The organism is Flavihumibacter profundi (assembly GCF_020076305.1).
GTDB classification, from domain to species: Bacteria; Bacteroidota; Bacteroidia; order Chitinophagales; family Chitinophagaceae; genus Flavihumibacter; species Flavihumibacter profundi.
Genome location: NZ_JAIQXE010000001.1, coordinates 569,432 through 581,629 on the forward strand (window position 1 = coordinate 569,432; position 12,198 = coordinate 581,629).

Sequence of the window (12,198 nt, forward strand, 5' to 3'; positions counted from 1 at the left end):
AAAGTACCAGTTTTTTCGTTTTACACGTGCCTTTTTTTAATCAAATCCTCTATCATGAAAAGATTGTTTTTTACAGGTTTTTTTATTTGCAGTTTATTTACAGCTGGCTTTGCACAGGATTCAGAATACAAATCTGCCATTGGAGGCAGGCTTAGCAGTGGTTATTATGACCTTATTTCAGGTTCATATAAAACATTTATCAGTGACCAGGGAGCCTTAGAGTTTAACCTTGGTTTTCGAGGAGATAGTTATGAAAGTTATGATTGGGTTACGGCCACATTCTCCGCAGCTTACCAGCATCATTTTGATATTAAACCTGTGCCGGGGTTGAAATGGTTTATTGGGGGAGGTTTGGCCATTTATAATTCCTTTTCCGGCGATCCGAATTACCGTGGATTTGGCATGGGTATATTTCCAACCGGGGGTATCGACTACAAGTTTGGCAATATCCCGCTGAACCTTACTGCAGATTGCCGGCCAACTATTTCTTTAGTTGATCCGTATAAGGATAGCAATTATCATGGACATGAAAGTTTTGATGGTTCAAATTTTGGTATATCTGTGCGATACACCCTCAGGTAAATAAATTAATTCCATAAAAAGAAAACCACCCAAGCGGGTGGTTTTCTTTTTATGGAAAAGTTCATTAAATATTAACCAAACAGTCCGCCTTTTTTCAACTCACGGGTTCCTTCACCTATCTTGAATCCATTGTGGTAGATTTCGATCTTGTAATTTCCTTTCTGGAAAGTTTCAGCTTGCTTCAGGGCAAATTCAACTGCAATCTTTTTATTTGTTTCGATTTTAACAGGAACTTTTGCAGTGAAAGGTTTCTCGCCTTCTTCACGGGTAGTGAATGTACCGGAACCAAGGGCTTCCTGTGCAACAGGCTTTCCGTCCGGACCGGTAACGATAACATAAACATCAGCAGTTCCGGCAGGAGCGATGCGGTTGTCTACATCGAAAGAAACAACCAGCTTGTCTACTTTTTTAGCGGTAGTAGTTACTTTTTCCTTGCCGCCTTTTTTCTCGTTGATTGGAGTTATAGCGATATTAGATGCATTCAATGTTGAAGCAATATCTACAGTTTTCTCCAATTCCTGCTTTTGAGTGGTTGTTGTAGCCAGGTCACTTGTCAATTGAGTTGTCTTTCCTTTTTCTGCAGTAAGGTCAGTAGTCAGTTGTGTATTTTCAGTTGTCAAACGGGCAACTTCCTGCTCTAGTCCTGCAACTTTATCATTCAATTCAGTAATCAGTGCTTTTGCTCTTGTCAATTCAGCAGCAGTAGCATTCTTTTTATTCAGGATACTGCGGATCTCACCTTTCAGTTTAGAGATTTCACTGTTCTTTTCTGTAAGTTTTCCCTCCAGGGCATTGTTGTTGCCGGTAACAGAATCAAGGCGGGCAAGGGATGCATCAAAATTGCGCTGCAATTCAGTTTTTTCATCAGTTACCTGGGAAATTGTAGCTTCTTTTTGCTGAATAGTTTGCTCGTTCTTATTGTTATTCCATAGTAAATATCCCCATGTTCCAAGAAGACCTGCTGCCAGTAAAGCAATAATCAGACCTTTGTAGTCTTTTTTAGGTTCTTGTGTTGGGGTTGCCGACGGGTAATTAGAAGTGCTCATTGCGTATTTGTTTTTCTGAGTTTAGAAATGATTAATGTTTTGGTCAGAGAGGTTTTCCTGGGGAACGGGTATTGATGGCCTTTCGAAAACCGTGCCAGAAATTATTCATTACTCCGCAATTGCAACTTTAAGCACTTGAGATACAGGCTGCTGCTAATTTCCGACTTTTTTCCCAGCTTTCAATTATTATTGCAATTCTGAATGAAAAATAAATGTCTGTAGAAAAAATCCTGGGTGATTGGAAAAAAAAGGCTTTTAAACCGGTTTATTGGTTTGAGGGGGATGAGGATTATTATATTGATAAATTAATGAAGGAAGCGGAGCATACCCTGTTATCTGAGGCGGAAGCAGGGTTTAACCTGACCGTTTTTTATGGTCGTGAAGCCAATTGGGCTGACGTCGTCAATGCCTGTATGCGATATCCGATGTTTGCAGAATTCCAGGTTGTGTTGTTAAAAGAGGCCCAGCAGATGAAAGAAATTGACAGGCTGGAAGGTTATATAGCAAACCCACTGAAATCAACCGTATTCATAATTGGCCACAAGGAAAAAAAAGTTGACGGCAGAAGTAAACTGGCCAAATTGCTGAAGGACAAAACAGAACTGCTACAGACAAAAAAAATGTATGACAGCCAATTGCCGGGGTGGACAGAGAAACTGGTACAGTCTAAAGGTTACCAGATCAACCAGAAAGCCCTTTTGCTATTGGTAGACCATATAGGGAATGACCTTAGCCGCATAGACAATGAAATTGAAAAGCTTTTACTGAACCTGGGCTCAAGGAAATCAATTACAGAAGATGATATTGAAAATTATGTAGGCATCAGTAAGGAATTTAATGTTTTCGAACTGCAGGATGCCATTGCCAGGAAAGACCTTCCCAAAGCGATCCGGATCATCCAGTACTTTGAAAGCAATCCAAAAGCTGCACCGATCCAGATGGTTTTACCAGCCCTCTATAATTTTTTCAGTAAAGTCTTCCAGGTTTTTGGTGTTCAAAGCCGTGAAGAAAAAATGATTGCATCAGCCCTCGGCGTTCCACCTTTTTTTGTAAAAGACTACCTGGCTGCAGCGCAACGATACGACTATCCTGGAATAGAAAGGCTCCTGCTATTGCTGCATGAATACAACCTCAGGTCGGTAGGTATTAATGACAGTGGAACGGGCGATGCCCAACTGATGAAAGAAATGGTGTTTAAAATGATGTAAGTGATTCAGGCACCTAATTTGTCTTTACTGTCTATCCTGTCTTTTGCCAGTTGTTTTTTTAAGGCTTCGAGCCCTTCGAATTTTTGTTCGGCCCTTAGTCTATGGATCACAGTTACCCGCAGTGTTTCCCCGTATATGTTTTCGTTGAAATCAAATATGTGCACTTCAATGACACGGTTTAATCCATCTACGGTCGGACGAACCCCAATATTCATCATGCCTTTTAATTCTCCATTCTTGCCGGGTCCCAGTTCCGGTCTTTCCACGGTAACTGCATAAACCCCATTGGCAGGAATAAGCTTTTCATTATCCGTTAAAACAAGGTTTGCGGTAGGAAAGCCAATGGTTCTTCCCAGTTGGTTGCCTTTTACTACCAGGCCTTCAAAGAAATAAGGATAGCCAAGCAGCGAGGCGGCCATTTTTACATCACCCTGTAATAATGCCTGCCGGATGCGGGTGGAGCTAATCGTTGCTTCTTCCAGTAACCTGGCAGGTATTTCCACCAAATTAAAAACTTGTTTAATAGCGTATTCTTCAAGCAGGTGAAAGTCCCCGGTGCGGTTTTGACCGAACCTGTGATCGTATCCAATAATAATAGTATTCGGGTGAAAATACCGTACTAAAAATTCCTCCACATAGGCTTTTGGTGTTTGCGCGGCAAATTCCTGAGTAAAAGGAACCACTACCAGGTGGTCAATACCGGCTGCCTCCAGTAACCCGATCTTTTCAGTAAGGCTGTTTAAAAGCTGCACAGATTGAGGATCTTTCCCCACAATTCTACGGGGATGGGGGTGAAAAGTGATGATAACGGTTTCCCCGGAAACTTTTTTGGCCTCTGCCTTCAGTTGATTAATAATACTAATATGTCCGATATGAACACCATCAAAAGTGCCGATAGTTATAATGGCATTCCGGAACTCTGGCAAATTGCTGATATTTCTGTGAACCTGCATGGGGAGGGCAAAATTAGGGGAAATGGGTGAGAGGACAGCGTTCTGTGGTTAGCCTCCATAGTCTCAATGTTAACATTATTGTCTAATATTATTTCTTACCACTTACTACTTACTGCTCACTGCTTTCCATTAAACTTTTTTCCGCACCTTCGCAGTTCGAAAACAATACCATGAGTCTTTATTCGCAAAGGGGCGTTTCAGCGCAAAAAGAAGAGGTACACCAGGCCACAGAGAAACTCGACCAGGGGCTATTCCCGAATGCGTTTTGTAAGATTTATCCGGATTATTTAGGGGGCGATGCGAATTGGGTGAACCTTATGCATGCCGATGGAGCCGGAACAAAAAGCATCCTGGCCTACCTGTACTGGAAAGAAACCGGTGATATCAGCGTATGGAAGGGTATTGCGCAGGATGCCATCGTGATGAATATTGATGACCTGCTTTGTGTGGGAATTCACGATAATCTACTTTTTTCCTCTACTATTGACCGTAATAAGCGCCTGATTCCTGGTGAGGTTTTATCTGCAATCATTGCCGGAACACAGGATTTTTTTGATGAATTAAAGGGTTTTGGGGTAAATATCCATTACCTGGGTGGCGAAACTGCAGATGTAGGCGACGTAGTCAGGACAATCGCTGTAAACGGTACTATGGCTGCCCGCTGGCCAAAAAACAAGCTTATAACCAATGACCGGATCATTGCTGGTGATGTAATTGTAGGATTTTCCAGTGCAGGAAAGACGAACTATGAAAAACGATACAATAGCGGTATCGGCAGTAATGGCCTTACCAGCGCCAGGCACGATGCCCTCCATAAATTTTATGGTACGGCCTTTCCCGAGTCATTTGATACCGGTTTAAATGAGCAGGTGGTATATATTGGTCCAAACCGCATGACCGACGCGGTAGAAGTGGCCGGTTATGGAAATTCCGATATTGGCCATCTGTTATTGAGCGCTACCCGGACCTATGCGCCCCTCTTGAAAGTATTACTGGCAGAGTATTTCGGGGATATTCACGGACTGGTACACTGTAGCGGAGGCGGACAAACGAAATGTTTAAAATACCTGCCGGCCCCTTTCAGGATCATTAAAGACAGGCTTTTTGAACCACCGGTAGTTTTTGACCTGCTGCAACAGGCATCGGGATCCGATTGGCGCGAAATGTACCAGGTATTCAATATGGGCCACCGACTGGAACTATTTACAAGTGAGGCTTCCGCTGAAAAAATGATCATGGCGGGGAAAGCATTTGGCATTGAAACACAAATAATAGGAAGGGTAGAAGTATCAGATAAGAAGGAATTGGAGCTGGTTTGCCCGGATGGAACAATTGTTAATTATTAATTACAATCGTTTGCAGCCAGCACTGGCAAGGGTTTCAATACCTGCCTTAAAATATTTATCTATTAAAAGCAGATAATTATCCACATAAACTATGAAAATTGTAATTCTGTAGTTATTTTTGCAGACAGTTCTGGACCAATTTCGCCATCCTTTAACCTTCTTCCTTGCAACTTACGGCGAATCGTAAGCGTCATTAGAGCGTTATTCATTAAATTAACAGACAGGCATGAGGCAGCTTAAAATTGCTACACAGATTACCAATCGCGATTCGCAGGCGGTAGAAAAGTATCTTCAGGAAATTTCCAAGATTTCAATGATTACTCCCGAAGAGGAGACCACGCTGGCCCAGCGCATAAAAATGGGAGATCAGCGCGCGTTAGATAAGTTGGTTCAGGCCAACCTCCGTTTCGTAGTTTCTGTGGCAAAGCAATACCAACACCAGGGTTTATCCCTGAGTGACTTGATCAATGAGGGAAACCTTGGTTTGATTAAGGCTGCCCAGCGTTTCGATGAAACCAAAGGTTTTAAGTTCATTTCTTATGCAGTTTGGTGGATTCGCCAGTCCATTTTACAGGCTTTGGCCGAACAGGGTCGCCTGGTTCGTTTGCCCCAGAACAAAATTGGCACCTATAACAAGGCCAACAAGGCCTATATGGCATTTGAACAGGAGCATGAGCGTGAACCTTCTACTGAAGAGCTGGCTGAGATCCTCGAAATGAGCGAAACTGAAATCAATAATATCTTCCAAAGTAATACCCGCCACACATCACTGGATGCCCCGGTTCACGAAGCAGAAGATGTAGCAATGGGCGACCTTTTGGAAGGAAGTGACGATACTGACGAAGATGTTATGCAGGATTCTCTGCGTAATGAAATCCGCCGTGTATTGAAATCCCTGAGTCCCCGGGAAGCAGAAATTGTTAACGCGTATTTCGGACTGGATGGCGAAAATGGGGTTACCATTGAGCAAATCGGTCAAAAATATGATTTGACAAAAGAAAGGATCCGCCAGATCAAGGAAAGAGCTATTAAACGTTTGCAGAAAGCACGTTATAGCAATGCTTTGAAAGCTTATTTGGGATAATCAATCCCGTTTTTATATTGAAATGTCTGATGTATCCTGCATCAGGCATTTTTTTATATAACTATTTGATCAATTACTTGTTACATTTAAAAAAAGGGTTTGAAAAGTTACCGTCTTATCATATTGCTTGCTATATCGGCCATCATATTCCCTGGCTGTGAAAAGACAGTACATTTTACCATTGATGAACAGGCGCCAAAATTAGTGGTAGAAGGGACTATCGAAACGGGTAAAGCACCTGTTTTTATCCTTTCCAATAGTCTCGATTATTTCAGTGAAATCACTCCCCAGTTACTGGATTCTTCTTTTGTAAGGAACGCTGATATCAGGATTTCAAATGGAACCCTTACTCACCGGTTAAAAGAATACGCTGTATCTAACCAGGTGGCTACACTTTATTATTATTCTGTAGATTCCAGTGACCTGGCAACCGCATTCGTTGGTGAGATGGGTAAAACATATTCAGCCGATATACTGGTGGAAGGAAAGCATTACCTGGCTAATACTACCATACCCGTTTTGGCCAAAAAAGTGGATTCCTTGTGGTGGAAGCCTTCCCCTAATAATCCCGATACCACCAAGTCGGTTCTGATGGCCAGGGTAACTGACCCACCCGGATTTGGAAACTATATAAGGTATTTCACTTCTACCAATGGGGGCAGTTTTTTCCCGGGATTAAACTCTGTTTTTGATGACCAGATTGTTGATGGCACTACCTATGATATTGAAGTGGAAAAAGGTGTTGACCGCAATGCAACAATTGACTTCAATGAATATTCGTTTTTTACCCGGGGGGATACTGTAGTCTTAAAATTCACCAACATTGATAAGGTAACTTTTGATTTCTGGCGGACAATGGAATATAATTATGGCAGCATTGGTAGCCCTTTTTCATCACCAACAAAAGTATTGGGAAATATTTCTAATGGCGCTCTAGGCTATTTTGGCGGTTATTCGGCTCAATACAAATCACTGGTTATCCCCAGATAATCCCGATATTAACAACAGGGCGTTGTACGAACCTAAATCTAATTATTTTTGTAAGATGGAAAATAAAGCAGTAGAGCATGTACATTGTTTAATTATTGGCTCTGGTCCGGCAGGTTATACAGCCGCAATTTATGCAGCACGCGCAGCCCTAAAACCGGTTTTGTACCAGGGCATACAACCTGGCGGTCAATTAACGATTACAACCGAAGTGGAAAATTACCCCGGTTATCCGGAGGGAATCCAGGGCCCTGAAATGATGGTGGATTTTGAAAAGCAGGCGGTCCGTATGGGAGCTGATATCCGCTTTGGATTGGCGACAAAAGTAGATTTTTCACAACGACCCTTTAAAGTTTGGATAGATGAAGAAAAAGAAATGTCGGCAGATGCTGTTATCATAGCTACAGGGGCTTCTGCAAAGTGGCTGAACCTGGAAAGTGAGCAAAGGCTGAATGGTTTTGGGGTAAGCGCCTGTGCAGTTTGTGATGGATTCTTTTTCAGGGGAAAAGAAGTGGCTATTGTAGGGGCAGGCGATACCGCCTGCGAAGAAGCTCTTTACCTTTCAAAACTGGCTTCCAATGTACATATGATCGTACGAAAGGGTGAAGACGGTATGAAAGCGTCAAAAGTGATGCAGGACCGTGTAAAAGCAACCCCCAATATAAAAGTTTACTGGAACAGTGAAACTGCTGATATAGCAGGCGAAAATAGAGTTACGGCTGTGCATATACGCAATAACCAATCCGGTACTATCACGGAAATTCCCATCAGTGGTTTTTTTGTGGCTATCGGTCACCAACCAAACTCCGATATTTTCAAAGACTTCCTTACTATGGATGAAGCAGGCTATATCCAGACTATACCCGGCAGTTCACGCACGAATATAGAAGGGGTTTTTGCTGCTGGTGATGTTCAGGATAAAATTTATCGCCAGGCTGTTACAGCTGCCGGAAGCGGTTGCATGGCAGCTTTGGATGCAGAAAGATTCCTTTCAGCATTAGCGCATGCTTAATTGTTTTCCAGGTTTGATTTGGAAAAATTAATAGGCTTATCCCTTATAAATTTATAATTTGGCGGCTCATCCAGCCGCTAAATTTTTTATGCTCACCGTTCATCTGCACAATCTCCACTTCTATGCTTTCCATGGATTATATGAAGGCGAAGAAACTGCCGGAAATAATTTTGAGGTAAACCTGGATGTGACTTACCATGTCAGAAAAGGGGAAATGGATGACCTGAAAAACCTGATCAATTACGAGGACATTTATAAAATAGTCCAGCAGAGAATGAGTTTTGCTACACCACTCCTGGAAGAACTGGCTTCCGGCATATTGTATAAAATAAAACATGAATATGCCCAGGTTTCAGCTATAAGTATCAGTATTTTCAAATTGCAGGCACCAATTGAGAATTTCCAGGGAAAGGTTGGTATCACTTTTTTCAAGAATTTTGAAGTCTGAATGAAGTCTTTTTTCTTTATTATATTGATTTGCCTGCTGGCTCCTTTTGCAAGCTGGTCGCAGGATTTACAGATTCTGCTTAAAGAAGCAGCTGTTGCCGAAGCAAATATGCAGGATGACCTGGCTTACCAGAAATACCAGCAGGTTTTAAAAGTCCAGCCCACCAATATAACGGCTTTATGTAAGTGCAGTGAACTGGCCAGCAAAATAGGTCACCGGCAAGCCTCAAAGGAAAGCCAGGTCCTGTTTTATGAGACCGCCCGTCGGTATGCGGAAATTGGCCTGAAAGTGAATCCTTCCAGTGCTGATGCCAATTTTGCGATGTCATTGGCCATGGGAAGGTTGGCGATGGTCTCTTCGGGCAGGAAACTGGTAGAATCAGTTAAGGGAATAAAATACTATGCCGACAAGACCGTGCAACTAAACCCGGCTGATTTCAGGGGGTTTCATGTTTTGGGAAAATGGTATTATGAAATCAGTAACCTGGGTAGCTTCAAGCGTACTGCTGTTAGTGTATTTTATGGCGCTTTTCCGGATGCTTCTTTTGAAGATTCCAGAAGATGCTACGAAAAAAGCCTGCAACTTAATCCTGCTTTTAACCTCAATTACCTGGAATTGGCCAAAGTTTATGTGAAGCTGGAAAAACCGGCAGAAGCCATTTCCTTATTGAAGAAACTGGATACTTTAGCCTTAAAAATGGAAGATGACCAGCGGATCCGGGAGGAGGGCAGGCACATGCTGGAAGAGCTGAAAAATGATGATTAAATTTCCTTCCCTTTCCATCGCCCGCTTTGCATATACCCAAAGGATAGACTAAATAATATTGCCCAGTACAACCATTCCGACATCCAGCCAATGGCAATAGGTAATTTATAGACTTTCAATACGAAATAGACATAAATGCTATATGCCGAAATTGCAAGCAGTTCTATGGCCAGGTTAACCCTTGAATTCCCTGTTCCTGTTACCGAATTTAACCAAACGGTAGAGAAAGACATCATCAGTAAGGCAAAAGAAACGACACGCATAACAGGAATAGCTAATCGAACAAATTCATCCCCCTGTCCAAATAAGGATAAAATTTGCCCCGGGAAAATATTCAGGAGCAGGCAAATTATGGCTGAAAACCCCATACTTAGCTTTACGATACGGCGGATCAGGGCGGGTACCTGGTCTGAAAAACCCTGGCCAATGATATTACTGACCATGGTGGTACTTGTTGCAGCAAACGCCCAGGTAAACACCCCGAACATGCCCAAAATATTCCGCATTGTATTGGATATAGCCAGGTCACGAGAGCCATTATGTTCTATGAGGATATAGAAGAATTCCCAGCTCATGATGCTGATTACGTACTGGAAAATCAGTGGGGAAGATTGGTCAAGCAGCAACCGGATATCAGTTTTGTTAAAACTCAGGTCTTTGTAAAGCGATAGTTGCCGGCTTATTCCCTTCCATTCGATAACTGCAAAAACGATAAACATTCCCATAAATTCTGCGATAATGGAGGCGAGGGCAGCACCATTAAAGCCCAAGGCAGGAAGGCCGAAATGCCCATAAATCAATCCATAATCCAGCAGGATGTTGGTACAGGTTTCTGCAAGGGTTCCCCAAACCAGCAGTTTGCTTTGGTTAGTGCCTACCAGCAGGGCATTCCTCATCTGGTAGATATAAAGGAAGGGCAACCCCCAGATGCGTATCTGCAGGAATTGAAGTGACTGGTTGCTTATGGCTGTTGAACTTAAAGCCGTTTTCAGCAGGGCAGGTGCCAAAAGATAGGTCACCAGAATACCCAGGGCAGCAAATCCCAGGGATATATATATCCCTTGTGCAAAGAGTTTCCCGATTTCACCCACCCGGTCTTGTCCGGCACGCCTTGAAATCAGGGCCTGGAGGCCATTATTTAAGCCAAACCCAACAACTGCGAAGATCAGGTAATAAACCCCGGTAATACCGGCAGCGGCCAACGATTGCTCCCCTAATTGGCCCAGGAAAATATTATTAGTGATAAAGTTGACCTGGGGTACAAAAATGGAAAAGCTGATCGGCAAAGCAATTGACAGTATCTGCCGGTTGCTGGTAGAAACGTGCAGATCAGTAACTGGACTTGTGGTTGACATAAAGACCGAAAATAGTGTATTATTGCAGCCATCGATATGTCTTATTCAACAAGATTTGACCTGGCCCTGGGCGATTATTCTGACCCGTCTCAGCACCTGTTATTACTGCAGGTATCTGATAATGCCATTCAGTTGCTGGCAACCGACCAGCAAAGACAGCCTTTATTGTATCAACTTGTACAATTCCACGAGGGAACCGGTGAACCCGGAAAGGCACTGGCAGATTGGTTACGTGACCAGGCCATCTGGTTGCAGAAATGGTCGCAGATTATTGTTGTACACCAGTGCATACAGGCTGCAATTGTACCAGCTGCCTTTTTCAATGTTGACAATGGTAAGGAATTGTTGGACCTTCAATTTGGAGATCTTTTCAAGGGTACGCTGCTAACAGAGCAGATAACAAGCCGGCAGGACTATTCTGTGTACCGTATACCAACAGAAGATTACCTGGCTTTGATGGCCGCCCATAGCGATATTCAGCACCGGCATATTTTTTCCTTATGGATAAACTGGCTCGACCGGTTGCCCGTAGATCCTAGCGGACAGGCGTACCTGCTTTTTGAAACGAACAGGGTTTTGATGGCAATCAGGCAGGATGACTGGTTATTAATACACCAGTATGAATACCAGGCTCCTGAGGATATCAGCTATTACCTGCTGGCTGCTTGTAAACAATACAATCTTTCGCCTGAATCTTTACGGCTATCCCTGGATGGCTGGATTGATACCCATTCATCCATGTACCTTGAGTTATCAAAATATTTCCGGTACCCCGAAATTGTTTCATTGCCCAAGGGCATAAAATTAGATACTTCTTTATTGCAGGATCAGCCTGTACATTTTTTCACACCTTTAATACAAATGGCGCAATGCGTATAATAAGCGGAAAAATGGGAGGTAGAAAAGTGCATCCGCCTGCAAAAATGCCCCATACACGTCCAACAACTGATATTGCCAAGGAAGGGTTATTCAATATTTTACAGAATAACCTTGATTTCGAAAGCCTTAAAACGCTTGACCTTTTTGGTGGTACAGGTAGTATTAGTTATGAACTGGCTTCCCGCGGGGCAACCGATCAAACCATAGTGGAAAAGGACCCGGCCATGTTTGCATTCATTCAGAAGACAGTTGAATCTTTTGGATTGCAACATGTAAAAGTGATTAAGATGGATGTTTTTAAATACCTGGAATCCTGCCAGGATAAGTTTGATTTTATATTTGCCGGTCCACCATACGCACTAGAAACTATTGATGAATTACCCCGTATAATTATTGAAAGGGGCCTTTTAAAACCCGGCGGCATGTTTGTGCTGGAACACACGCCGCGAAATAATTACGAAGGGTTTGAGAAATTTGTTTCGGAAAGGAATTATGGTACAACCTTGTTCTCTTTTTTTATAAACCGCTGATTC

General features: G+C 42.8%; 13 protein-coding genes. 10 read left to right on the top strand and 3 right to left on the bottom strand.

The features are described 5' to 3' along the window. Nucleotides 1–54: 54 nt before the first annotated feature. Nucleotides 55–582, top strand: a complete 528-nt coding sequence (locus tag LAQ65_RS02370; RefSeq protein ID WP_224115329.1) for a hypothetical protein — start codon at nucleotides 55–57, stop codon at nucleotides 580–582. A gap of 71 nt (nucleotides 583–653) precedes the next feature. Here LAQ65_RS02370 and LAQ65_RS02375 read toward each other — a convergent pair whose 3' ends face one another. Then, nucleotides 654–1,628, bottom strand: a complete 975-nt coding sequence (locus LAQ65_RS02375) for a hypothetical protein (RefSeq protein ID WP_224115330.1) — start codon at nucleotides 1,626–1,628, stop codon at nucleotides 654–656. Between the two features lie 212 nt (nucleotides 1,629–1,840). On the opposite strand from LAQ65_RS02375, the gene holA reads away from it, so the two are divergent. Next, a complete protein-coding gene (holA, locus tag LAQ65_RS02380; RefSeq protein ID WP_224115331.1) occupies nucleotides 1,841–2,836 on the top strand; it encodes a DNA polymerase III subunit delta in 996 nt (331 codons plus the stop codon). A 5-nt stretch (nucleotides 2,837–2,841) separates the two neighbouring features. On the opposite strand, the gene LAQ65_RS02385 is transcribed toward holA, so the two are convergent. Next, nucleotides 2,842–3,789: a bifunctional riboflavin kinase/FAD synthetase gene (locus tag LAQ65_RS02385; protein WP_224115332.1), complete on the bottom strand. Its 948-nt coding sequence runs from the start codon at nucleotides 3,787–3,789 to the stop codon at nucleotides 2,842–2,844. A 170-nt stretch (nucleotides 3,790–3,959) separates the two neighbouring features. Between LAQ65_RS02385 and LAQ65_RS02390 the strand changes: the two genes are divergently transcribed. The 6 genes from LAQ65_RS02390 (at nucleotide 3,960) to LAQ65_RS02415 (ending at nucleotide 9,431) form a co-directional block, all read left to right on the top strand. Continuing rightward, nucleotides 3,960–5,135 (top strand): AIR synthase related protein, encoded by a 1,176-nt coding sequence (locus LAQ65_RS02390; RefSeq protein ID WP_224115333.1) that lies wholly within the window; start codon nucleotides 3,960–3,962, stop codon nucleotides 5,133–5,135. A gap of 226 nt (nucleotides 5,136–5,361) precedes the next feature. After that, nucleotides 5,362–6,219, top strand: coding sequence for a sigma-70 family RNA polymerase sigma factor (locus tag LAQ65_RS02395; protein WP_039132713.1), 858 nt, complete (start codon nucleotides 5,362–5,364; stop codon nucleotides 6,217–6,219). 99 nt (nucleotides 6,220–6,318) lie between these two features. Further along, nucleotides 6,319–7,209, top strand: coding sequence for a DUF4249 domain-containing protein (locus LAQ65_RS02400; protein ID WP_224115334.1), 891 nt, complete (start codon nucleotides 6,319–6,321; stop codon nucleotides 7,207–7,209). Nucleotides 7,210–7,264: 55 nt separating this feature from the next. Beyond that, nucleotides 7,265–8,218, top strand: coding sequence for a thioredoxin-disulfide reductase (trxB, locus tag LAQ65_RS02405; protein ID WP_224115335.1), 954 nt, complete (start codon nucleotides 7,265–7,267; stop codon nucleotides 8,216–8,218). 88 nt (nucleotides 8,219–8,306) lie between these two features. Then, a complete protein-coding gene (locus LAQ65_RS02410) occupies nucleotides 8,307–8,666 on the top strand; it encodes a dihydroneopterin aldolase (protein WP_224115336.1) in 360 nt (119 codons plus the stop codon). Continuing rightward, nucleotides 8,667–9,431, top strand: coding sequence for a tetratricopeptide repeat protein (locus LAQ65_RS02415; RefSeq protein WP_224115337.1), 765 nt, complete (start codon nucleotides 8,667–8,669; stop codon nucleotides 9,429–9,431). On the opposite strand, the gene LAQ65_RS02420 is transcribed toward LAQ65_RS02415, so the two are convergent. Then, entirely contained in the window at nucleotides 9,428–10,786 is a 1,359-nt protein-coding gene (locus LAQ65_RS02420; protein ID WP_224115338.1) for an MATE family efflux transporter, read from the bottom strand. The genes LAQ65_RS02415 and LAQ65_RS02420 overlap by 4 nt on opposite strands. Before the next feature lie 36 nt (nucleotides 10,787–10,822). Between LAQ65_RS02420 and LAQ65_RS02425 the strand changes: the two genes are divergently transcribed. Then, nucleotides 10,823–11,665: a DUF3822 family protein gene (locus tag LAQ65_RS02425; protein WP_224115339.1), complete on the top strand. Its 843-nt coding sequence runs from the start codon at nucleotides 10,823–10,825 to the stop codon at nucleotides 11,663–11,665. A gap of 11 nt (nucleotides 11,666–11,676) precedes the next feature. After that, nucleotides 11,677–12,195: an RsmD family RNA methyltransferase gene (locus LAQ65_RS02430; RefSeq protein WP_262901397.1), complete on the top strand. Its 519-nt coding sequence runs from the start codon at nucleotides 11,677–11,679 to the stop codon at nucleotides 12,193–12,195. Nucleotides 12,196–12,198 lie beyond the last annotated feature (3 nt).

Coding starts and splice junctions, on each gene's coding strand:
- LAQ65_RS02370 (WP_224115329.1), top strand. CDS start 55: ATGAAAAGATTGTTTTTTACAGGTTTTTTTATTTGCAGTTTATTTACA.
- LAQ65_RS02375 (WP_224115330.1), bottom strand. CDS start 1,628: ATGAGCACTTCTAATTACCCGTCGGCAACCCCAACACAAGAACCTAAA.
- holA (WP_224115331.1), top strand. CDS start 1,841: ATGTCTGTAGAAAAAATCCTGGGTGATTGGAAAAAAAAGGCTTTTAAA.
- LAQ65_RS02385 (WP_224115332.1), bottom strand. CDS start 3,789: ATGCAGGTTCACAGAAATATCAGCAATTTGCCAGAGTTCCGGAATGCC.
- LAQ65_RS02390 (WP_224115333.1), top strand. CDS start 3,960: ATGAGTCTTTATTCGCAAAGGGGCGTTTCAGCGCAAAAAGAAGAGGTA.
- LAQ65_RS02395 (WP_039132713.1), top strand. CDS start 5,362: ATGAGGCAGCTTAAAATTGCTACACAGATTACCAATCGCGATTCGCAG.
- trxB (WP_224115335.1), top strand. CDS start 7,265: ATGGAAAATAAAGCAGTAGAGCATGTACATTGTTTAATTATTGGCTCT.
- LAQ65_RS02410 (WP_224115336.1), top strand. CDS start 8,307: ATGCTCACCGTTCATCTGCACAATCTCCACTTCTATGCTTTCCATGGA.
- LAQ65_RS02415 (WP_224115337.1), top strand. CDS start 8,667: ATGAAGTCTTTTTTCTTTATTATATTGATTTGCCTGCTGGCTCCTTTT.
- LAQ65_RS02420 (WP_224115338.1), bottom strand. CDS start 10,786: ATGTCAACCACAAGTCCAGTTACTGATCTGCACGTTTCTACCAGCAAC.
- LAQ65_RS02425 (WP_224115339.1), top strand. CDS start 10,823: ATGTCTTATTCAACAAGATTTGACCTGGCCCTGGGCGATTATTCTGAC.
- LAQ65_RS02430 (WP_262901397.1), top strand. CDS start 11,677: ATGGGAGGTAGAAAAGTGCATCCGCCTGCAAAAATGCCCCATACACGT.